This window comes from Ruegeria sp. HKCCD8929, from assembly GCF_013031405.1.
In the GTDB taxonomy this organism is placed as follows: Bacteria; Pseudomonadota; Alphaproteobacteria; order Rhodobacterales; family Rhodobacteraceae; genus Ruegeria.
The window spans coordinates 95,981-117,034 of sequence record NZ_WPZY01000003.1; the positions used below are offsets into that span (position 1 = coordinate 95,981).

A 21,054-nucleotide genomic window follows, 5' to 3' on the forward strand; every position below is an offset into this window, starting at 1 on the left:
TTCTCAATGCGCGCCTTCATAGGCTTCTTCACCCTCTCCAAGCGTATCCTTGTCGAGGTATTTGTTTTCACTGGACGGCCCTTCGCGGAATTCCAGCCACGAGCGGTAGAAAAACGCGACCGCCTGCAGGAACACCATTCCTGCAAAAGCCACCAGCAGGATCTTGAACAGGAAGTACCCGTTGAACCCGTTCGGGCTGAACCCGATGGTTTCCACGTTCCAGCGCAGCGCCCTGGCTTTCATCACCAGGCGGTCCAGCGTATCGCTGGCGGAAGGCTTTGGCACAATCAGGTGCCGCCACAGGAAATACCAGCCATACATCCAGATCACGATGGCCATCGGCATCATGAATAGCACCGCGCCGCACATATCTATCACTCGCTTGGCGCGGTGACTGACCCCGGAATAGATCAGGTCGACCCGGACATGGCTGCCCTGGACAAACGTGTAGGTGCAGCACAGGCAGACCACCATTGCATTGTAAAGTTTAAGTTCCTCCGAGAACCAACTGATATCCATGGAGAAAGGGATGCCCAGCCCAAAGGACATATCAGGCCGCGCAAACACCCGCTGGATGAACACGATGACGATCTGCTGGACCACCATCAAAAGACCCGCCCAGGCAAAGAAACGCCCGGTTGTGTTGGCAAACCCTTCGAGGCCCCGCACCATGCCCCACATGAAATTCCGGTGGTAAAGGCCAATGGCCGTCAGAACCAGAAGCAGGGTGAAGACCACAAAGAAGAACTCGACCGAACCGCCATAATAGACAAAGCGCATGATCGCCTCTTTGTCGGACCAGTTCAGCCAGAGTTGCGGATGCGTGATGGCGTATCCGAAATTATAGAAGGCTTCGGCAATGTTCTGAACGAACCAGACCAGTCCGTTCCACAGGGCGCCAAAAAACGAGGTTCCGTTATCGTCCTGCATGTTATCCCCAGGGTCGCGTCGGTTGCACTGCTGATTATAGCGGACCCGTCAGGCCCGCGCATGTGCAACGGGAAAGGCTTCCCCGCAGGTGCGGGGAAACCATTTGATTGAGCGTTTTAACGATTAGCCGCGAACGCGGTCGCGCTGTGCGGTATAGACACCCGACGACAGGTTCAGCCACGCCGACGACGCCGCCATCGACTCCATGGCGCTGTCGTGGATCTTCTTGAACAGCTCGTCGCCCATGTTTTCATCCAGCACTTCCTGGCTGGCCTTGCCGAAGGCATCCCAGACGCTGTCGGGGAATTCCATGACCTTGACGCCGCCGGCCTGCAGGCGCTGCAACGCGGCACCATTGTTGGCCAGGAACTGGGCCAGGTTCCACTGGTGGCATTCCCCGGCCGCGATCTCGATGATCTTCTGCTGGCCCGGTGTCAGGCTTTCAAAGACCTCGCGGTTCGTTGCCAGTGACAGACCGGCGCCGGGCTCGTGGAAGCCAGCGGTGTAGTATGTCTTGGTGATCTCCTGGAAGCCCGCCTTTTCGTCGGCCCACGGACCGATCCACTCGGTACCGTCGATCGCGCCCGAAGACAGAGCCTGATACACTTCCGAGCCCGGAATGTTCTGAACCGAGGCACCCAGTTTGCCCAGAGCCTTGCCACCCAGACCCGGCATGCGGAACTTTAGACCGTTGAAATCCTCGGGGCTGTTGATCTCTTTCGAGTACCAGCCGCCCGCCTGAGCACCGGTGTTCCCGGCCAGGAAGGATTTCAGGCCAAAGATCTGGCCCAGTTCGTCATGCAGTTCCATCCCGCCTGCATGATAGTACCAGTTCACCAGTTCCTGCGCGGTCATGCCAAACGGAACAGCGGTGAAGAACGCATAGCCCGGATGCTGACCTACGAAATAGTAGTCCGCTGCGTGATACATGTCGGCCTGACCGGACGAAACCGCGTCAAACACTTCGAATGCGCCAACCAGTTCGCCTGCCGCCTTGATGTCAACGGTCAGGTTGCCCTCGGACATTGCGGTGATGCTGTCAGCACAACGCTGCGCGCTGTCGAACACGCCAGCCAGACCACGGCCCCACGAGGTCACCATGGTCAGGGTGCGCTTGCCCTGAGCATAGGCCGGTGCCGCCAGAGCGGTTGCGGCGGCTGCCGAGCCACCCAGAGCAGATTTTTTTAGAAATGAGCGACGATCCATGCGAGTCTGTCCTCCCCTTGAAGAATGCCCAGAGGTTTGCCCCCGGGCGGATCGTTTCGAGTGGCGATAGCCTATCCCCACGGTCCTTTATGTGAATACCTATTACTGCGTAGATTCAGGTCTTTTTTGCGGGCACAGACTTGTTTTTCAGGCAAAACGCTTTCTCCACGCCCCCGGAGGAACCGTATTCTGCTCAAACGGCCAGGGGTAAAATCTTTGATTTTGGCAAGCGCATTGCGTAACGATTCGCGCATGTTCCGACGGTTTTCACTGTTTTCCCTGACTTACGCGCAAAAGCTGACGTTGATCGCTGCGATCCCGCTGGTCATCGCGGTGGCCGCGATCGCCCTGCTTGTGGCCTATGAAGCGCGATCAACTGCCGAGCGTGAAATCCGCACGCTGGAACGGCAGTTGCTCGCAGCCAAGAAGGACGAGTTGCGCAACTACGTCACCCAGGCACGCAACGGGTTCAGCCATATCTATGGACGAGCCGCGCCCGACGATCAGGCGGCCAAGGACCGTGTCACTCAGATTCTCAGTGCGATGATCTATGGTAAGGACGGGTTCTTTTTCGTCTACGACTACGATGGCAAGAATCTGGTCAGCCCCCGCCAGACCGAATTCATCAACCGCAACTGGGAGGGTTTGACCGACCGCGACGGCACGCCCGTGGTCGACGAGTTCATTCGCCTCGCCCGGCAGGGTGCGGGATGGCACAACTTTGTCTGGCAAAAACCGTCAACCGGCGAAGAGGCCATGATGGTGGCGTATGTCGTGGGCCTGCAGGACTGGCAATGGGCCGTGGGAACCGGGATTTTCGTTGACGACGTGTTCGCGACCGTGGCCTCTTCCCGGGCCGAGGTCGAAGCGCAGACCCGCCGCACCTTTTTCTACATCGGCGCGATCGTTCTGGCGGCTCTGGTCATGGTTTTTGTCTCTGGCATGCTGCTGAACATCCGCGAACGGCGGCTGGCCGATGCCAAGCTCAAGGAACTGACCCAACGGGTATTCGACGCGCAGGAAGAAGAGCGCGGGCGCGTGGCGCGCGAACTGCATGATGGCATCAGCCAGATCCTGGTCGGCGTGCGTTATGCGCTGGACAACACCCGCCGCAGACTGGCGCGCGGCGATGATGCGGGAGCGCGATCTCCGTTGGACAAGGGGATCGAGAACCTCGGCACCGCCATCACCGAGGTCCGCCGCATCAGCCGCGACCTGCGCCCCGGAGTGCTGGACGACCTCGGCCTCGGCCCTGCGCTCAAGGCGCTGACCGACGACTTTAGCGAGCGCACGGGGATCGAGACGCAGTTCACCACCGTGGTGTTCCGCAACCGGCTGGATCACGACAGCAAGATCGCGCTCTACCGCATCGCGCAGGAAGCACTGACCAATATCGAGCGCCATTCCGGCGCTAGCCGCGTCACCATCGACCTGCGCGGCCACAAGAAAGGCGCCACCATGCGCATTGCCGACAATGGCCGCGGATTGCGGTCGCGCCCAGGCGAAGTCAGCCCCGGCATCGGGCTGCGCAACATGCAGGAGCGGATCGAGCAGCTTGACGGGACCTTGCGCATTCTGTCATCACGCGGCGCGCAAGGCGGCACGGTGATCGAGGCCAGCCTGCCGCTCAGCCATCTGCTGCCCCCCGAAGAGGAGGCCGCCCCGAAAAGAAAGGCCGGTTCATGACTGCCCCCGCCATCCGCGTCCTGATCGTCGACGACCACCCGATGGTGGCCGAGGGCATCCAGTCGATCCTGGAAAGCTATGACGACATCGAAGTGGTGGGCACGCTTGGCAACGGTCAGGAAGCGGTGGACCGCGCCGAAACCCTGTCCCCCCACGTGATCCTGATGGACCTCAACATGCCGGGCCTCGGCGGGCTTTCGGCCACGGAACTGATCCTCGAACGTCTGCCGGACACCCGGATCCTGATCCTGTCCATGCATGATAGCCCCGAATACATCTCGACCGCGCTGGGTCATGGCGCCAAGGGCTATGTCCTCAAGGACGTTCCAACGGACGAGATCCGGCAGGCCATCGACACCGTAATGCGGGGTGAGCGCTATCTCTGCACCGGCGCCAGCGGTTCGCTGGAACCCAAGGAGGATGAGGGACGCGGTGCGCTGACGGGCCGCGAACAAACCATCCTGCTGCAACTGGCGCAGGGCAAGTCGAACAAGGAAGTAGCAATCGCGCTCGACATCTCAGTCCGCACGGTTGAGACCCACCGCAAGAACATCAAGCGCAAGCTGGGCATCTCATCGACCGCGGGCCTTACCCGGTACGCGATGGAGCATGGGGTGTTGCAGGGCACCGGCGGGCGGTTTTAGACGACACCTCTCGGAGTGAACGGCCTTTTGGGTTCTTTGCCGATCTGCGTTTCACGAAAATCAGCATCTGGCGCACTATTCAAACGCGCGCGTCATGTCGTCCCAAAACCTGCTTTCCGCCGCCGGTATACGAGTATTGCTGTGGCGCAAATGGCCAGTTCGACCGCGAACGTCCAGTGAAGGATGAAGTTCCAAACCCACCACTCAAAACGCACGGGCACCTCAACCGCATTGAGATGAAATTCCGAAAACGGTCTGAGCCAGTATATTTCCGCGGCAAAGCTGTCCAACATCATGTGCAGCAACAAACCAATCAAGGCCACAAGAATATAAGGCCTTATCCATCTCTGATCCGTGATCCACGAGACGGCCCATACGACGAACGCGATTGAGATCCAAAACAAAGGCCAGTGAAAGACGTACTCGTGATGCGCAGTCTGGCGATTGTCGACAAGATAGAACCAGAGCAAATCGATGTCGGGCAAGATGGACGCGATCAGTCCGACGGCTATGAGACCTCGTCTGTCTTGGTCCTTTGTCGATGCAACAAGATCAGCGGCCAAATAGCCGGCAGGTAAATGAGCAATGAACATGCTGAACTCAAACGGTAGTCATGCCAAAATGTCAAATGCGGTTTGTTTCCGTTCGGCTGGTCGTAAATCCTAAACACCTGTCCGGCAACGACTCAGCTTCGGTCTCCGATACCCTCTCCAAAGAACACCAGCGTTCCATCCTCGTCGAGGACGTGAAACTCACGCTGCATGTAGGGCTGATCGAAGGGCGGACGTACGCGCGCTTCGGGCAAGTCGTCAAGACCAGGCTTGAGGCTTTCGTAGAGCGCGTCGATCCCCTTGACGTCGATGTAAAACGACTGATCGTCGCCCAATGGACGCCCGTCATCCCGAGGCGGACATTCCAGAAGGCGGACGGCAACGGAATCGCGTCTCAGAAAGGCATAGTTGTCAGCCCTGAACCCCAGCACAAATCCCAACCGATCCCGATAAAATTCGATTTGCCGGTCCAGCGAACTGCACAGAACAAACGGGGTTATCTGGGTCATCTGCGCCATTGGGATCTCCGGGCTCGGCTCTGATACCTCCAGCTTACAGCCAAAATCGCCTCAATCCAGCAGCTGGTCCGAGCGCAGCCCCTCGCGCTCGTAATGGTGCGGCAGCACACGGCCATAGAGCTGCTTCGTGCGCTCAACCCCGCCGCACATGCCTTCGGTTTCCACAAACGAGAAGATGCCCACATAACGCTTGCGCGCGCCCTGAACCGGGGCCACGCGGTGCAGAGCATAGCGGCCCTTGAAGATCTGCAGGTCCCCCGGTTGCAGAACCAGCTGACGGACCAGGCCCATGTTGCCGCCCAGAACCGAGGCCACGCCGCTGAAATTCTCATCCGTCGCGCTTCGTAGGCGGGGGACGTATTCGAACTCACCGCCGCTCTCACCGTTCTGGATCGCCAACGTCACGGTGTAATTGTTGGTGTCGAAATGCCAGGGAAAGCCCTGCCCCTCTTCCACCACGTTGATGATCACATCCGCCAACGGATCGTCGTAGCGATGGAACCTTTCTTCGGGTTCGTTTAGAGCGACGCGAATGAAAGGCATGAAGCCGGGGTATTCGTAGATCCGCCGCAACGGTCCGGATTTTCGAAAATTATCCGCCGGAACAAACGCGTTCGAGCGGTCGTAGAACTGCCGGATCGGATGTGAGGGGCTGAGCGTGGGGTTATCCTTGCTGAAATAGGCGTTTGTCCGGTTGAATGACCGGTGCGCCTTGGGCGCCACGACATCCGCCTCTTGGATCAGCGCGGTCACGCCCTGCTCGTGAACGAACCCAGGCAACACAGCACAGCCATCTTCGTCCAGCTCACGCCGCAGATCGCTGATCAATCGCGCATAGGCAGGTGCATCCGGGCGGTCGATCGGATAGCGGCCCAGATCCACGAGATCGTGCAATTCCATCCTCGCTCTCCTTGTTGCTGCGTCCGTCTCAGCGTGACACTGCACCCAGAGTGATTCACGCCTGTTTCAGACATGCCGCTGACGGAATCTGACCTCTCCCAGCGTTGGTGCCTCATCGCCGAAAGTGAAAAGTTCCCCGCATGCGGCAATCTGCGCAAGAAAATGTCCGAAAATTCGCTCACGCCGACATGCAACTGCCGGATTGGCGGTTGACGCCCTTCGCCCTCGACCATAATGTCCCGACCAGCAAAAAGGAGCCGCTGGCAATGACCAGGCTAGTCGTAATCGTAGGAACCAAGCGCATGGGCCGGTGACGGTAGACCATAATCCAACCCATGCGCCTCCGAAAGTTCGGGGGCTTTTTTTATGCACACAAGACGCATGTCGCCAATGGAGCAAAGCAGATGACACGTGAGATGACCGGCGCAAAGATGGTGGTCCAGGCCCTCAAGGATCAGGGCGTGGACACGGTATTCGGGTATCCCGGCGGCGCCGTGCTGCCGATCTATGACGAGATTTTTCTGCAAAACGACATCCGCCACATCCTGGTCCGCCACGAACAGGGCGCCGTGCACGCCGCCGAGGGCTATGCCCGCTCGACCGGCAAACCCGGCGTGGCGCTGGTGACGTCCGGCCCCGGCGCCACTAACGCAGTGACCGGCCTGACCGACGCGCTGATGGATTCGATCCCGATCATCGTGCTGACCGGGCAGGTTCCGACCTTCATGATCGGTTCTGACGCCTTTCAGGAGGCCGACACCGTGGGCATCACACGCCCCTGCACTAAGCATAACTGGCTGGTCAAGGACACCGATACGCTTGCCGCCACCATGCACGAGGCGTTTCACGTCGCCACCGCGGGCCGCCCCGGTCCGGTGCTGATCGACATTCCCAAGGATGTGCAGTTCGCCAGCGGCGAGTACACACCGCCCAAACCCTCAACGTCGCATTATCAGCCGGTGCTCAAGGGTGACATGGAAGAGATCACCGAACTGGTCGCCGCGATGGAGACCGCCAAGAAACCGGTGTTCTACACCGGCGGCGGTGTGATCAATTCGGGCAAGGCGGCCAGTCAGTTGCTGCGTGAACTGGTGGATGCCACCGGGTTTCCGATCACTTCAACGCTCATGGGTCTGGGCGCCTACCCCGCTTCGGGTAAGAACTGGCTGGGGATGCTGGGCATGCATGGGCTTTATGAGGCCAACATGGCCATGCATGACTGCGACCTGCTGATCAATGTCGGCGCGCGGTTCGACGACCGGATCACCGGGCGCATCGACGCCTTCAGCCCGAACTCGAAAAAAGCGCATATCGACATCGACCCATCCTCGATCAACAAGGTGATCCGCGTCGATATCCCGATTGTTGGTGATGTGGGCCATGTGCTTGAGGATATACTCAAGGTCTGGAAATCGCGCGGGCGCAAGACCGATGTGGCCAATGTGAAGCAATGGCAGGCGCAGATCGCCGAATGGCGCAAGGTGAACTGCCTTGCCTACACAAACAGCGACAAATCGATCAAACCGCAATATGCGCTGCAACGGCTTGAGGAACTGACCAAGGACCGGGATCGCTATGTCTGCACCGAGGTGGGTCAGCACCAGATGTGGGCGGCGCAGTTCATGGGCTTTGAAGATCCGAACCGCTGGATGACGTCTGGCGGTCTGGGCACCATGGGCTACGGCTTCCCCGCCTCCATCGGCGTGCAGATGGCACATCCCGAGGCGCTGGTGATCAACGTCGCGGGTGAGGCCTCGTGGCTGATGAACATGCAGGAAATGGGCACCGCCGCGCAGTACCGCCTGCCGGTGAAACAGTTCATCCTGAACAACGAACGCCTTGGCATGGTGCGCCAGTGGCAGGAACTGCTGCATGGTGAGCGCTACTCGCATTCGTGGTCCGAGGCCCTGCCCGATTTCGTGAAACTTGCCGAGGCCTTCGGCGCTAAGGGCATCTGCATCAGCGATCCGGCCGATCTGGATGACGCGATCATGGAGATGATCGAGTATGACGGCCCGGTGATCTTCGATTGTCTGGTTGAAAAGCACGAGAACTGCTTCCCCATGATCCCGTCGGGCAAGGCCCATAACGAGATGTTGCTGGGCGAGGCCGAGACGCAGGGCGTCATTCAGTCCGGCGGCGCGGTGTTGGTGTAAGGCCCGGATCGATACAGAACAGATGCCGGGAGCACACTCCCGGTCCCGACTTCAGGAAAGGGACATAAATGTCTGCCCTACATATCAAAAAAGGCTCTACCCGCCATTCTGCCTATAACCTGCGCCCGACCTTCTCGGACGTGCAGGAAAAGCACACCATCGCGCTGCTGGTGGAAAACGAACCCGGTGTGCTGGCCCGGGTGATCGGTCTGTTCTCAGGCCGCGGCTACAACATCGAAAGCCTGACCGTGGCCGAGGTGGACCATACCGGCCACCTCTCGCGCATCACCATCGTCACCGCCGGGACCCCGCAGGTGATCGAGCAGATCAAGGCGCAGCTGGGCCGGATCGTGCCGGTGCATGATGTGCATGACCTGACCGTCGAAGGCTCATCGGTCGAGCGCGAACTGGCCATGCTCAAGGTGGTGGGCGAAGGCGACAAGCGGGTCGAGGCGCTGCGGCTGGCCGATATCTTCCGCGCCAATGTGGTCGACAGCACGCTGAACTCGTTCATTTTCGAGATCACAGGCGCGCCTGACAAGATCGACGCCTTTGCCGATCTGATGCGGCCCCTGGGCCTGATCGAAATCGCCCGCACCGGCGTAGCGGCCTTGCTGCGCGGCGAATGATCCAACGGACCCCGAGCGATCCCGGCGCTCTCGGGAGCCGGGATTGCCCGAATTCGGCATCAGCCGGCACGCATATCGCATGGCGTGCCCGTGCCTCACTCGCTTCTCATTTAAGTTAACAGTCGAGTGTAATAGGTTACTTGCAATGCGCAAATAGCCTGTTTTGCTATTGCTTTTCGGAAGCGCGCCGTTAACGTTCTGCGCAAATCGGCGCCGCTCCGGCGTCGGTGGAGTGAAGAATACGATTTTCGGCCAACGCTCAAAGGCAACGCCTTTGCCGTTCCTGTTTCGGGCCACAACGGAACCCCGAACTTGGGACATGTATGAACGAACCGACACGCAGCCCGGCAGAATTTCGCAATATGTTTGGCGCCAATCTGCGCCAACTCGCCAGCGAATACCCCACCATATCGGGACTGACTCAGCAGTTGGGTATCAACCGGACCCAGTTCAATCGCTACCTATCCGGCGAAAGTTTTCCACGGCCCGACGTTCTGGACCGGATCTGCCGGTTCTTTCAGATAGATGCGCGTATCCTGTTGTCGCCGCTGGACGAGCTTTTGGCGGATGAGCCCCTGCTGACGGGCAAAACGCTTGGCAATTTCTTGGGCGTCGTTGGCCATGGAGCAAAGGACGAGTTTTTCCCGACCGGTTTCTATCGCACGTCACGACCCTGCCCCGACGGCGTAAATCACTATGTCGTCGCTCTGGTCCACGTTACAAGAACCGGCCCGAACCTGTTCATCCGGGGGTTTGACCCAGTCGAACTCGCGCGGCGGCGGGGATCAAGTCCATCACCGCAAGCGCGGGAATTCCGAGGGTTTGCCTCACCACTGGATCAGGGTGTGGCTTTGGTTCTGTCACACCGCGAAGCCAAAAACGGAACGCTGTGTTTCCTGACCCATGCGCCCAACCACGGCAATGACTTCTGGATCGGCACCTTGATGCGCACCAGCCAAGCCAACGGTGCACGCAACCATCCGGCACCAGTTATCTACGAACACCTGGGCTCGAATCTTGGCGCGGCGCTCAGTGCCGCGCGGATGGCGGGGTTGGTTGCGAGAGAAGACCTGCCCGGAGGTCACTCTGACCTCTTACATCCGGACGACACCGAAACGTGACTTCAAAAATGTCGCTGTGAGAAACGTCGGCGTCGCGGAACTTGAAGCATGTGACTGAGACTCATGCCTTGCTGTGCGCAAGTGAAGGAGCAAGCCATGTCCACAGAAGCGACCAACCTGAACGATGTCCGGCAACCGATCGAGCGCGCCAATGGCCTGCCCAACGCGCATTACACCGACCCCGATGTGCACGCGGAAGAGACGCGCGCCCTGATGCTCGATGGCTGGGCCGGGCTGGCGGTCGCAGCGGATGTGCCCGAACCGGGCGATGCAGTTCCGATGGAGTTTCTGGGCATACCCCTGCTGCTGCTCCGCGACCGTGAGGGTCAGGTGCGCGTGTTCCAGAACATCTGCCGCCATCGCGGCATGATTCTGGTCGATGAGCCGCGCAAGATCGAGGGTGCGATCCGCTGCCCCTATCACAGCTGGTGCTATTCGACGCAAGGAAAACTGGTCTCGACCCCGCATGTGGGTGGCCCCGGTCAGAACACCCATGACGGCATAAAACGCGAGGATCTGGGCCTGATCGAGGTGCGCAGCCATATCTGGCGCGAGGTCGTGTGGATCAACGTCTCGGGCACCGCACCCGGCTTTGAAGAGGCCAACGCCAAGCTGATAGCGCGGTGGGCGGAATTTGACAAACCGCTCTATCATGGCGGCGCGGACAGCGCGTTCCGGCTGGACGTGAACTGCAACTGGAAGCTGGCGGTCGAGAACTACTGCGAAAGCTACCACCTGCCCTGGGTGCATCCCGGGCTCAACAGCTATTCCCGGCTGGAGGATCACTATCATATCGAGGAACCGGGGCAGTTCTCGGGTCAAGGCACTCTGGTCTACCGCCAATTGACCGGTGAAGCCGATCAGGTGTTCGAAGATTTCGACGGGCTGAGCGCGAAATGGGACACGGCCGCGGAGTACATTGCGGTCTTTCCCAATGTGCTGCTGGGCATGCATCGCGATCATGCCTTTGCCATCATCCTGGTGCCCGAGGCGATGGACCGCACATCCGAGCATATCCATCTGTTCTACGCCACGCCCGAACCCGACGCGGAACTGCGCATGAAAAACACAGAACAGTGGAAGGTGGTGTTCGAAGAGGATGTCTTTGTTGTCGAAGGCATGCAGCGTGGGCGCGCTGCGCCCGGGTTCGATGGCGGGCGGTTCTCGCCGGTAATGGATGGGCCGACGCACCTGTTCCACGATTGGGTGGCCGGGCGGCTGCAAGCCCATCGCCAGCAACTGGCAGCGGAATGAGCGATCTGGACGCGCGGCTGCTAGCCGCGCATGCCACTGGCGACCAAGTAGCTCTGGCGGCGCTTTATGAAGAGGCCGCCGATGCCGCAGGCGGCGAGGATGCCTGCGGCTTCTACCTGACCCATGCTTATGTCTACGCACTTGAGGCAGGCCTGCCGCAGGCCGACAGGTTGCGCGAGCGGTTGGCAGCGATGGGACGGGAAACACCGGAGGTCTGATGCACGCGGGGGCGCTCCCGCCCGTCGTCGATGCCCCTTACGGGGGCACCTCCTCCGGTTGAGCCCGGCGACGCGCAAGCAAGCTTGCGCGCCGAGGGCACGTCAGGTGGCGGGGGCTGGATCGCCCTCGGTTTCGGACGCGATCTGGCGGTAGAGGTGCCAGCTGGAGTGGCCCAGCCACGGCAACACCACGAGCAGTCCCAGAAACCACGGGATCAGTGCCGCGAAGGTAAGCACCGCGATGAACGCAGCCCAGGATAGCATCACCACCGGGTTGGTGGTCACATAGCTGTAGCTTGAGATCATGGCGGTGACGAAATCCAGCTCACGATCCAGCAGCATCGGGATCGACAGCACCGTGATCATGTAGAGCAGCAGCGCGAAGAGCGCACCTACAACGGTGCCAAAACCCAGCATCATCAACCCGTTGAAGGTAAAGAACACGTCAAAGGACGTGGTGATGTTGGTCATTGTCGTAAGGCCTAGGAACAGAGCAAAGATCATGTGGCCAAGGAAGAACCAGAACATGAAGACCACGACGATGATGGCGCAGATGGAGGGGAGTTGACGCCGCCCCTGCTGGATCACGATGCCGAAGATCGCGCCATGTTCCAACGCGCCGCCTTGATCCAGACGATGCGAGACCTCATAGAGGCCAACAGCTGCAAACGGACCGATCAATGGAAACCCTATCGCCGCCAGAACCAGCCAGTATGTCGTTCCGGTTTGCGCCGTGACCCAGGCCATGAAAAGTCCCGCCAGTACATAAAATCCCGCGAAGACCAGGCCGAACGCCGGTGCGCGCATAAAATCCCGCCATCCCCGCCTAAGGGCCACACGCAGCATATCGAAACTCGCGGCCCTGAGAGGCGGAACACCAAAGGGTCTTTCCATCTCAGCCTGTTCCATGTGAACTCCTCCCTTTTGTCCGGCGGGTCACAGCGCCGGTGTCTTCTGCGGCAATTCGGTCGCCTGATGATAAGCTGCGCCCAAAGCAAGCAGCGCCGCATCGCTACCGCGTGAGCCAAAGATCTGGAGCCCCATCGGCAGGCCTCCTGCCCCGAACCCGGCGGGTGCGGCCAGGCAAGGCAGGCCCAGCAGGCTGACCGGTACCACCACTTCCATCCAGCGGTGATAGGTGTCCATCGCCTGCCCCGCGATCTCTTTGGGCCAGGGCAGCGTCACGTCAAAGGGCCAGACCTGCGCGGCGGGCAGGATCAGCGCGTCGTAGTCCTCAAACAGGGCCGCCGCGCATTTGAACCATTCCGACCGGGTCAGGCTGGCCTGGTGCACCTCCATTGCGCGCATCACCAGACCGCGCTCCAACTCCCACTGCGCGCTGTCCTTGAGCTGCGCCTTGTGCTCGGCCAGCGGGGCGAGTCCAGCAGCGACGCTCCATGAACGCAGTGTGATCCAGCTGTTCCAGATCCGTTCAGCCTCAAAGGGCGGTTCAACCGGTTCCACGTGACAGCCCAGTTCGGTGAACACACCCAGCGCCGCTTCGCACAAGGACAGGATACCCTGCTCCATCGGAAACGCACCACCCCAATCGCCCAGCCAACCAATCCGTAGGACATGGGCTCGCGCAGGCGCAACCGGTGAGACAGTCTGACTGGCAAAGGGATGCGGCTGGCGCGGATCGGGACCTGAGATCACGTCGAGCAGAACGCCCAGATCCTCGGGGGTGCGGGCCATCGGACCCAGCGTCGACAGTTGGTGCAGGAAGGTATCGCCCAAGGGCTCGGAGGGCACCCGGCCCCAGCTTGGACGGAACCCGTAGACATTGTTCCACGCCGCCGGGTTGCGCAGGCTGCCCATCATGTCGGACCCATCGGCCAGCGCTGTCATGCCCGTGGCCAGCGCCACCGCCGCACCGCCCGAGGACCCACCGCAGGATCGGGACGGATCATAAGGGTTACACGTCGCGCCGTAGACAGGGTTGAACGTGTGCGACCCCAGACCGAATTCCGGCACACTGGTCTTGCCGATCAGAATGGCCCCCGCCGCCCGCATCCGCGCGGCGATCAGGTCGTCGGATTTCGGCACGGTGTGCTGGAAGATAGGCGAGCCTTGGGTCGAGGCAATCCCGGCCACATTAACGAGATCCTTGACCGCGATGGGCAGCCCGTGCAACGGCCCGCGCCGGGGCCCGGCATCCACCGTCTCGGCTTCGGCCATCAGCTCATCCGCATCGCGCAGCGCCACGATGGCGTTGACCGTCCCGTTGACCTCATCAATCCGGTCCAGCGTCGCCCGCATCAGGTCAGCCGCACTCAAACGCCCCGAGGACAGGGCGGAGAGCAGGTCAATCGCAGAAGATCGGATCGGGTCCATCAGGCGCTACCTTGGGTTGCTCGAGGTCAGCGTAACGGCGGGTCTGCTCCATTTAAACCCACTGTTTCAATGTATCTTTTCCGCGGGCAGCCGAGTGCCGAACCGCCCTGCTCGCCAAATCCTACCGTCGTGCAGCGGCACCGAAATGCAGCTTGCTTTCCGGCCCGATCCAGTATCTCAGGCAAACCGCGATGACGCCGAAACTTAGTACCAGCCACAAACCGCCCCAGAGAGCGGGCGAACCGCCGAATTGCTCGGACAATTGATAGGCATCTGACCGCACGCCGGTGCGCCGGATCGTATCGTCGAAGATGTCATAGGGGACGTAGATCGCGCTTGTCAGCCCGATAACCCGAAGCACCATGTCGCTGACACGGTGGTCGCAAAACCAGGCCGTCGCCAGCATTCCTGTGCCGGCCACAATACAAAACCCAAACCGAAACAGCTCTCGGATATACAGCACGGCCACCAGGAGACACAAGAACCCGAACAGGCCGAGCACCAGCCGGTCTGCATTCGTACGCAGCGCGATCAGCAGCAGCGTCACTCCGATCAGCAGCGACCCGACATAGCCAGCGGACGCAATGACGAACCCGTTCCCACCCCGCGTGACCGCGTAACCGCCCTGCTGGGTAGAAAGCGAAATCCTCTCAACCGAGCCACCCGTCATCAGCGCCGCAAAAGCGTGCGCCAGCTCGTGCAGAAACACCACGAGTATCTTCAGCGGCAGGACCAAAGGGGTGTTCCAGAGGAGGAACACCAAGGCAGTGATCAGGATAAGTTGCCAGTGACCTTGGAGTGTCTTCATACTCGGCATCACGCCGCGATGGGCAGAGAATGTCAAACAGGCAGTTTCGGTATTGACGGCCGCCCGCTGAAGAGCAATCCAATAAAGAAGTGCGTGTCAGGTCCGCGGTCAGTTCTATCCTCACAGCTTCATAGCTTCGGCATAAGGAAGGCAGGGGCGTTCTCTGGACCATTTCAGCACGTTGCGGCACTCCTTGTCGTCAACTTGAGCTGCCAAGGCAATGAAGCTTTCGTCGACAACTAATCTAGGACGCGTGGCCAGTCCCACCCCAAATCTATTAGCTACCGGACTCTCATCAGACAAAAGTTCTCTGAGTATCTCGACAGACACTGGTCTGGCGCGGCGCAGACGAAATATGGTTTTGCCAAGGTAGTTCGGAAGTTCTTCGAAGATGGTTCCCGGATACATCTCCGCAGTTTTGAGAACGCCAACATCCAGCATAGCACGCTCGCAAGACTGGACAAAAAACATCGCAATTCGTTGAACAAACGGGTCAGGATCATCCAGTAGTTTGATAACTTTGCCCAGAGCAAAAGCATCGAACTTTGTTGCACACTCTTTCAACACGATGATTGCGGTACCACGTATTTGCGGGTCTGAATTGCCCAAGTGTGGAACAATGTCATCGATAAGGCACCGTGCCTTCGGGCCGAGTTCGTAAATGATATACGAGCCGAGACTTAAAATGGCCGGATCGTCAGATACCAGCAAAGGCCTTAGGTTTTCTATCGGAAAGCTGTTTCGGAAGGCAGACACCAACTCCTGACTGAAATCAGTCTCCTTGCCAGACATGACAAGCTCAATCATTTTTTCGGGGGACATCTTAGTTCGGCTCTGAACAGGCCGCGTCTATTAATCACTGTGGCACGATATCAACCGTTTGCGGAATAGACAACTGCGGTGAGCTTCCTAGGTTATGAAGCGCATAACCAACACTCACAAAACCAAGCCCAAGAATACCAATCAATCCTCAGCCTGCGCCTCGGAGCGGCTCTTGCCCGCTACGTTCAGCGCCAGCGTCGCGGCCATGAACCCGTCCAGATCACCGTCCAGCACACCCTTGGTGTCTGAGGTCTCGTGGTTGGTGCGCAGGTCCTTGACCATCTGGTAGGGCTGCAACACGTAGGACCGGATCTGGTTGCCCCAGCCCGCGTCGCCCTTGCTCTCATGCGCTTCGTTGATGGCCGCGTTGCGGCGGTCCAGCTCCAGCTGGTAGAGCCGCGATTTCAGCGCCTTCATGGCGATGTCGCGGTTCTGGTGTTGCGATTTCTCGGAACTGGTCACCACGATCCCCGTCGGGTGGTGGGTGATCCGCACGGCCGAGTCGGTGGTGTTGACGTGTTGACCGCCGGCACCCGAGGACCGGTAGGTGTCGATGCGGATGTCGGCCGGGTTCACCTCGATCTCGATATTGTCGTCCACTACCGGATAGACCCAGACCGAACTGAAAGATGTGTGCCGCTTGGCGGCGCTGTCATAGGGCGAGATGCGCACCAGCCGGTGCACGCCGCTTTCCGATTTCAGCCAGCCATAGGCGTTGTGGCCGGAAATCTTGTAGGCTGCCGACTTGATCCCGGCTTCGTCGCCCGCGCTTTCCGACTGCAGCTCGACCGTATAGCCCTTTTTCTCGGCCCAGCGAACATACATCCGTGCCAGCATCGAGGCCCAGTCGCAGCTCTCGGTGCCGCCCGCGCCCGCGTTGATTTCAAGAAAGGTGTCGTTGGTATCGGCCTCACCATCCAGCAGCGCCTCAAGCTCTTTCTCGGCAGCCTTCTCTTGCAGCGCCTTCAGCGCCTCTTCGGCATCGGTGACAACCTCTTCATCCTCTTCCATCTCGCCCAGTTCGATGAGCTCGATATTGTCGCTGAGATCGGTTTTGATCCCCTCATAGGTCTCGATGGCATCCACCAGCGCCTGACGCTCGCGCATCAGTTTCTGTGCGCCCTCGGGATTGTCCCAAAGGTTCGGGTCCTCAACCCGCGCGTTGAACTCCTCCAGCCGGTGCGGCGCGGTCTCGTAGTCAAGCCGCTGGGCCAGCAGCTCCAGCGATTTCTCGATATCCGACACGATGTTCTGGGTCTCGGCGCGCATGGTAGGTCCTGCAATTTCGGATCGTCTGAGGCGTTCTGATAGACCAGCGCCCCGGGCGGGGCAAGCGGTCAGTAAAGCCCGCCGGAACTGACCGTGCCGAAGTTGGCCTTGGGGCCCACGGTGGTGGTTTGTCCAGTCGACGTGCGAACTTGCTGGCCCGATTGCTGCACTTCTTCGAACAGCGGCAGGTTTGATCCCATGGCAAAGCCACCATCGTAGGCCAGACCAAAGATCGGCTCAGCGCCATCACGGAAATACTCGGCCACCACGTACTCGCCCGAGGCGTTGTCCGGCAGTCGCGCACCGGTGAACCGGTCAATCTTGATGAAATGCCCGCCCGGCGGCACGTCGAAGGGGCCACCACCGTATTTCGCCACGGCCTTCTCCATGAAGCTCTGGAACACTGGCCCGCACATGGACCCGCCATAGGCGCCCCGCCCCATCGGGCGCGGACGGTCATAGCCGATATAGCAGCCTGCCACGATGTTCGAAGTAAAGCCGATGAACCAAACATCCTTGGCATCGTTAGTGGTACCGGTCTTGCCCGCCGTCGGCACCTGCAGCTTGACCACGCCGCTCGCTGTGCCGCGTTCGACCACGCCGCGCATCATCGAGGTCAGCTGATAGGCGGTGATCGCGTCCATCACCTGTTCGCGGTCGGTGACGATCTTGGGCGCGGCGTTCGGGGCAATCTGATCCGAGTTGCAATCCACGCACTCGCGGTCGTCATGGCGGTAGATCGTCTTGCCGAACCGGTCCTGAATCCGATCCACCAGCGTCGGCTCCACCCTCTCGCCGCCATTGGCGAACATCGCATAAGCCGCGACCATCTTGTAAAGCGTCGTCTCTTCTGACCCCAAGGCGTTGGCCAGATACGGTCCCATGTGGTCATAGACCCCAAACCGCTCGGCATAGCCCGCGACCACGGGCATCGAGACCTCCTGCGCCAGACGGATTGTCATCAGGTTCCGCGAGCGTTCGATGCCTGTGCGCAACGGCGTCGGTCCGTAAAACTTGTTCGACGCGTTCTTGGGCCGCCACAAGCCCTGCGGTGTGTTCACCTCGATGGGCGCGTCCACGACGATGGTCGCCGGGCTGTAGCCACTGTCGAGCGCTGCGGCATAGACGAAGGGCTTGAAGCTCGATCCTGGCTGACGTTGCGCCTGGGTGGCACGGTTGAAGACGGAACCCTGGTACGAGAACCCGCCCTGCATCGCCAGAACCCGTCCCGAGTTCACATCCATGGCGACGAAGCCACCCTGCACCTCGGGGACCTGCCGCACCGACCACTGGCCTTCCTCGCCTTCGCGCACCAGCACGATATCGCCGCGCTTGAAGTTGGCCGCGAAATCGCCCTGCATCCACTTGATGTCCGAGCGCGGCACCACGCCGTCCGCCGGGCCGTCCTCGATACCTACCGTCAGTTGCTGATCGGCGACCTCCATCACGACTGCCGGATACCACCGGGTCGGAAGGATCACGTCGCGTGGCACTTCGACCAGCGCCAGCGCCTGCCGCCAAGCATCCTCCTCCGCCAGCTTCTCCTCGGCAATCACCTCACCGGTTCCGCGCCATTTCCCGCGCGAGCGGTCGTATTTCTCCAGCGCCTCGCGCAATGTGCGGGCCGCCTCGACCTGCATTTCCTCGTCGATTGAGGCGCGCACGCTGAAGCCGCCGGTAAAAAACTCGCCCTCGCCGAAATCCTCGCTCAACTGCCGGCGAATCTCGTCGGTGAAATAATCGCGCGGTGGCAGCGCGGTGCGGAAGCTTTCGAAATCGCCATTCTGGACCGAGCGTAAGGGCTCATTGACCTCGGCATCATAGGTGGCCTGATCGATATAGCCGTTCTCGCGCATCTCGCGCAGCACATAGTTGCGCCGGGCCAGCAACCGCTCTTTCTGGCGCACCGGGTGATAGTCCGACGGTGCCTTGGGCATCGAGGCCAGCATTGCCGCCTCGTGCGGCGCCAGTTCAGACAGGGTCTTGTTGAAGTATGTCTGCGCGGCGGCGGTCACGCCATAGGAGTTCTGGCCGAGGAAAATCTCGTTCATGTAGAGCTCAAGGATCTGCTCCTTGTCGAGCGTGTCTTCGAGCCGGGCGGCCAGAATGATCTCCTTGATCTTGCGCTCAGCCCGGCGGTCGCCGGACAGCAGGAAGTTCTTCATCACCTGCTGCGTGATGGTCGACGCGCCGCGCACCGTCTCGCCGCGCGATTTGATCGCCTCGAACCCGGCCGCAGCAATACCGCGAATGTCATAGCCCTGATGCGAATAAAAGTTCTTGTCCTCGGCGGAAATGAAGGCCTGCTTGACCAGAGCCGGGATCTCTTCCGAGGGCGTGAACAGACGCCGCTCCTGCGCGAACTCGTCGATCAGGTTGCCTTCGCCGGAATAGATCCGGCTGATGGTCGGCGGCTTGTATTGGGCCAGAGATTCATGGCTGGGCAGATCGCGCCCATACATCCAGAACACCCCGCCGATGGTCAGGGCAACCATGAAAATACCAAGCGTCACGAGGCTGAAGATCGCCCCGAAGAAGGAAAGAATGAACCGGATCACGTTACTGCCTTTTTTCCGCGGTGCCGCCTATATAGTCACGCCCCCTGGCGGGGTCAAAACCGACGGCACGATTTGGCCGCCCCATTATACACATTGCCGCCACATCCGGCGTTCAAATCTTCTTCTGTTCAGAAATATCCCGGGGGAGTCGCCAAAGGCGACGGGGGCAGCGCCCCCTCTGCCCTCTCCTTCAATTGCGCACCAGCGGTTGTTTTGCCCGATCCGCATCGCGCCAATTCTGCAAGCCATTTCGAATTCCTTGCGCCATCGCCGCGCGCCACTCCGGGGTGCGGATGTTCTTCAGGTCGCGCGGGCTGGACAGGAACCCCAACTCAATCAGAACCGAGGGGATGTCGGCGGCCTTGAGTACCGAAAACGACGCCTCCCGCACGGGACGCCGGTTCATTGGCCCCCCCTGCTGCGCCATGCCCTGCGCCAGCGCACCCGCCAGCGCCCGGGTGCGAGGCCGGGTTTCTTGCCGGGCCAGATCCAGCAGGACGTCGGCCACCTGATCGTCCGTAGCACTCAGATCGACCCCCGCCAGCAGATCGCCCCGGTCATGCCGTTCGGCCAGCTTGGCGCTGGCGATGTCCGAGGCGTCCTTGGACAGCACATAAACCGCCGCTCCGTGCGCCAGCCCCTCGGACAGCGAATCGGCGTGCAGCGAGATGAACACATCCGCCCCCGCCCGGTGCGCCAGCGTGATGCGGCGTTCCAGCGAGACGAAATGGTCGCCATCGCGGGTCAGTTCCACCTCGAACCCGCCTGAGCGCAAGAGCAGCTCGCGCAATTCGCGGGCAAAGGTCAGCATCAGGGTCTTTTCGTCAGAAACGCCGGTCTCGGCTCCCGGATCAATGCCGCCATGACCGGGATCGAGCACTACCCGCAGCAGAGCGTCGGGACCACGCGGCGCGGGTGCCACAACCTGCGCAGGCTCCGGTAAATCCCACCGCGGGTCCTTCGGTGCACCTGCGGCGGCTGCGAATTCCTCTGCGCCAACGGGCTGCATCTGCAGCCGGAGGACGGCGGCGCCCGTTACCGGATCGACCCGCAGCTCTGCCTGTTCGACACCGAGAGGTTGCCCCAGATCCAGCACCATCCGGGACCAGCCGGGCACATAGGTGCCGAACTGCGCTTGTGCGATCCGGTCGGTTTGCAAAAGGTCACGGGCGCTCAACCCGGTCCAGTCCACCTCCTGAAAATCCAGCACCAGCCGAGGCGGGTTGTCGAGCGTGAACAGCCGGTACGGCACCCCTTGGCTGAGCGTCAACTCCACCCGCACACCGTCGCGCCCTGCGGCCATGATGCGGCTGGCCTCGGCGTCGATGCGCGCCAGCCCGCTGAACTCCTGCGCCAGCGCACTGCCCGCCAGCCCCAAGACCAGCGCAAAAATGCTGAAAAATCTGCTCATTGCCTCAGCTTTCCGAGATCGTTTGCGCGGACCTTACTG

The 21,054-nt window shown here is 60.5% G+C and carries 19 protein-coding genes; 7 read left to right on the top strand and 12 right to left on the bottom strand.

Going from position 1 to position 21,054, the window contains the following annotated elements; translation table 11 throughout:
* Positions 1–3: 3 nt before the first annotated feature.
* Together GOX53_RS05480 and GOX53_RS05485 are read right to left on the bottom strand one after the other, a co-directional pair.
* The gene (locus GOX53_RS05480; RefSeq protein WP_171174220.1) at positions 4–930 is read right to left on the bottom strand and encodes a TRAP transporter small permease subunit; all 927 of its coding nucleotides are present in this window, start codon (positions 928–930) and stop codon (positions 4–6) included.
* Between the two features lie 123 nt (positions 931–1,053).
* Entirely contained in the window at positions 1,054–2,136 is a 1,083-nt protein-coding gene (locus GOX53_RS05485; protein ID WP_171174222.1) for a TRAP transporter substrate-binding protein, read from the bottom strand.
* A gap of 252 nt (positions 2,137–2,388) precedes the next feature.
* On the opposite strand from GOX53_RS05485, the gene GOX53_RS05490 reads away from it, so the two are divergent.
* Together GOX53_RS05490 and GOX53_RS05495 are read left to right on the top strand one after the other, a co-directional pair.
* On the top strand, positions 2,389–3,822 hold the full coding sequence (locus tag GOX53_RS05490) for a cache domain-containing protein (protein ID WP_171174224.1): 1,434 nt from the start codon (positions 2,389–2,391) through the stop codon (positions 3,820–3,822).
* A complete protein-coding gene (locus tag GOX53_RS05495; RefSeq protein WP_171174226.1) occupies positions 3,819–4,466 on the top strand; it encodes a response regulator transcription factor in 648 nt (215 codons plus the stop codon). The genes GOX53_RS05490 and GOX53_RS05495 overlap by 4 nt, the downstream gene beginning before the upstream one ends.
* 92 nt (positions 4,467–4,558) lie before the next feature.
* Here the strand turns inward: GOX53_RS05495 and GOX53_RS05500 are convergent, their stop codons facing one another.
* The 3 genes from GOX53_RS05500 to GOX53_RS05510 all read right to left on the bottom strand — a co-directional run bounded on the left by GOX53_RS05500 (position 4,559) and on the right by GOX53_RS05510 (position 6,435).
* A complete protein-coding gene (locus GOX53_RS05500) occupies positions 4,559–5,059 on the bottom strand; it encodes a metal-dependent hydrolase (RefSeq protein ID WP_171174228.1) in 501 nt (166 codons plus the stop codon).
* 92 nt (positions 5,060–5,151) lie between these two features.
* Complete coding sequence (locus tag GOX53_RS05505; RefSeq protein ID WP_171174230.1) at positions 5,152–5,535, bottom strand: VOC family protein; 384 nt, start codon at positions 5,533–5,535, stop codon at positions 5,152–5,154.
* 51 nt (positions 5,536–5,586) lie between these two features.
* On the bottom strand, positions 5,587–6,435 hold the full coding sequence (locus GOX53_RS05510; protein WP_171174232.1) for a hypothetical protein: 849 nt from the start codon (positions 6,433–6,435) through the stop codon (positions 5,587–5,589).
* A gap of 404 nt (positions 6,436–6,839) precedes the next feature.
* Between GOX53_RS05510 and GOX53_RS05515 the strand changes: the two genes are divergently transcribed.
* From GOX53_RS05515 to GOX53_RS05535, 5 genes are all read left to right on the top strand, one after another.
* The gene (locus GOX53_RS05515) at positions 6,840–8,591 is read left to right on the top strand and encodes an acetolactate synthase 3 large subunit (protein WP_171174234.1); all 1,752 of its coding nucleotides are present in this window, start codon (positions 6,840–6,842) and stop codon (positions 8,589–8,591) included.
* A 68-nt stretch (positions 8,592–8,659) separates the two neighbouring features.
* Entirely contained in the window at positions 8,660–9,220 is a 561-nt protein-coding gene (gene ilvN / locus GOX53_RS05520; RefSeq protein WP_171174236.1) for an acetolactate synthase small subunit, read from the top strand.
* Positions 9,221–9,543: 323 nt separating this feature from the next.
* The gene (locus GOX53_RS05525; protein ID WP_171174237.1) at positions 9,544–10,341 is read left to right on the top strand and encodes a helix-turn-helix domain-containing protein; all 798 of its coding nucleotides are present in this window, start codon (positions 9,544–9,546) and stop codon (positions 10,339–10,341) included.
* A gap of 96 nt (positions 10,342–10,437) precedes the next feature.
* The gene (locus tag GOX53_RS05530) at positions 10,438–11,595 is read left to right on the top strand and encodes an aromatic ring-hydroxylating dioxygenase subunit alpha (protein ID WP_171174239.1); all 1,158 of its coding nucleotides are present in this window, start codon (positions 10,438–10,440) and stop codon (positions 11,593–11,595) included.
* Positions 11,592–11,813 carry a hypothetical protein gene (locus tag GOX53_RS05535; RefSeq protein WP_171174241.1) on the top strand — a complete coding sequence of 74 codons (222 nt, stop codon included), beginning with the start codon at positions 11,592–11,594 and terminating at the stop codon, positions 11,811–11,813. The genes GOX53_RS05530 and GOX53_RS05535 overlap by 4 nt, the downstream gene beginning before the upstream one ends.
* A 102-nt stretch (positions 11,814–11,915) precedes the next feature.
* Here the strand turns inward: GOX53_RS05535 and GOX53_RS05540 are convergent, their stop codons facing one another.
* The 7 genes from GOX53_RS05540 to GOX53_RS05570 form a co-directional block, all read right to left on the bottom strand.
* Positions 11,916–12,707, bottom strand: a complete 792-nt coding sequence (locus GOX53_RS05540; protein WP_171174831.1) for a DUF2189 domain-containing protein — start codon at positions 12,705–12,707, stop codon at positions 11,916–11,918.
* 42 nt (positions 12,708–12,749) lie between these two features.
* Positions 12,750–14,147: an amidase gene (locus tag GOX53_RS05545; RefSeq protein WP_171174243.1), complete on the bottom strand. Its 1,398-nt coding sequence runs from the start codon at positions 14,145–14,147 to the stop codon at positions 12,750–12,752.
* Between the two features lie 121 nt (positions 14,148–14,268).
* Complete coding sequence (locus tag GOX53_RS05550; protein WP_171174244.1) at positions 14,269–14,955, bottom strand: M50 family metallopeptidase; 687 nt, start codon at positions 14,953–14,955, stop codon at positions 14,269–14,271.
* 120 nt (positions 14,956–15,075) lie between these two features.
* Entirely contained in the window at positions 15,076–15,777 is a 702-nt protein-coding gene (locus GOX53_RS05555; RefSeq protein ID WP_171174245.1) for a HEAT repeat domain-containing protein, read from the bottom strand.
* Positions 15,778–15,918: 141 nt separating this feature from the next.
* Positions 15,919–17,046: a peptide chain release factor 2 gene (gene prfB, locus GOX53_RS05560; RefSeq protein WP_171174246.1), complete on the bottom strand. Its 1,128-nt coding sequence runs from the start codon at positions 17,044–17,046 to the stop codon at positions 15,919–15,921.
* Positions 17,047–17,114: 68 nt separating this feature from the next.
* A complete protein-coding gene (locus GOX53_RS05565; protein ID WP_171174247.1) occupies positions 17,115–19,604 on the bottom strand; it encodes a PBP1A family penicillin-binding protein in 2,490 nt (829 codons plus the stop codon).
* Between the two features lie 190 nt (positions 19,605–19,794).
* Positions 19,795–21,015, bottom strand: a complete 1,221-nt coding sequence (locus GOX53_RS05570) for an N-acetylmuramoyl-L-alanine amidase (RefSeq protein ID WP_171174248.1) — start codon at positions 21,013–21,015, stop codon at positions 19,795–19,797.
* Between the last annotated feature and the right edge of the window lie 39 nt (positions 21,016–21,054).

Excerpts from the sequence above, each read along its gene's own strand:
- GOX53_RS05480 (WP_171174220.1), bottom strand. The coding sequence starts at position 930 with ATGCAGGACGATAACGGAACCTCGTTTTTTGGCGCCCTGTGGAACGGA.
- GOX53_RS05485 (WP_171174222.1), bottom strand. The coding sequence starts at position 2,136 with ATGGATCGTCGCTCATTTCTAAAAAAATCTGCTCTGGGTGGCTCGGCA.
- GOX53_RS05490 (WP_171174224.1), top strand. The coding sequence starts at position 2,389 with ATGTTCCGACGGTTTTCACTGTTTTCCCTGACTTACGCGCAAAAGCTG.
- GOX53_RS05495 (WP_171174226.1), top strand. The coding sequence starts at position 3,819 with ATGACTGCCCCCGCCATCCGCGTCCTGATCGTCGACGACCACCCGATG.
- GOX53_RS05500 (WP_171174228.1), bottom strand. The coding sequence starts at position 5,059 with ATGTTCATTGCTCATTTACCTGCCGGCTATTTGGCCGCTGATCTTGTT.
- GOX53_RS05505 (WP_171174230.1), bottom strand. The coding sequence starts at position 5,535 with ATGGCGCAGATGACCCAGATAACCCCGTTTGTTCTGTGCAGTTCGCTG.
- GOX53_RS05510 (WP_171174232.1), bottom strand. The coding sequence starts at position 6,435 with ATGGAATTGCACGATCTCGTGGATCTGGGCCGCTATCCGATCGACCGC.
- GOX53_RS05515 (WP_171174234.1), top strand. The coding sequence starts at position 6,840 with ATGACACGTGAGATGACCGGCGCAAAGATGGTGGTCCAGGCCCTCAAG.
- ilvN (WP_171174236.1), top strand. The coding sequence starts at position 8,660 with ATGTCTGCCCTACATATCAAAAAAGGCTCTACCCGCCATTCTGCCTAT.
- GOX53_RS05525 (WP_171174237.1), top strand. The coding sequence starts at position 9,544 with ATGAACGAACCGACACGCAGCCCGGCAGAATTTCGCAATATGTTTGGC.
- GOX53_RS05530 (WP_171174239.1), top strand. The coding sequence starts at position 10,438 with ATGTCCACAGAAGCGACCAACCTGAACGATGTCCGGCAACCGATCGAG.
- GOX53_RS05535 (WP_171174241.1), top strand. The coding sequence starts at position 11,592 with ATGAGCGATCTGGACGCGCGGCTGCTAGCCGCGCATGCCACTGGCGAC.
- GOX53_RS05540 (WP_171174831.1), bottom strand. The coding sequence starts at position 12,707 with ATGGAAAGACCCTTTGGTGTTCCGCCTCTCAGGGCCGCGAGTTTCGAT.
- GOX53_RS05545 (WP_171174243.1), bottom strand. The coding sequence starts at position 14,147 with ATGGACCCGATCCGATCTTCTGCGATTGACCTGCTCTCCGCCCTGTCC.
- GOX53_RS05550 (WP_171174244.1), bottom strand. The coding sequence starts at position 14,955 with ATGAAGACACTCCAAGGTCACTGGCAACTTATCCTGATCACTGCCTTG.
- GOX53_RS05555 (WP_171174245.1), bottom strand. The coding sequence starts at position 15,777 with ATGTCCCCCGAAAAAATGATTGAGCTTGTCATGTCTGGCAAGGAGACT.
- prfB (WP_171174246.1), bottom strand. The coding sequence starts at position 17,046 with ATGCGCGCCGAGACCCAGAACATCGTGTCGGATATCGAGAAATCGCTG.
- GOX53_RS05570 (WP_171174248.1), bottom strand. The coding sequence starts at position 21,015 with ATGAGCAGATTTTTCAGCATTTTTGCGCTGGTCTTGGGGCTGGCGGGC.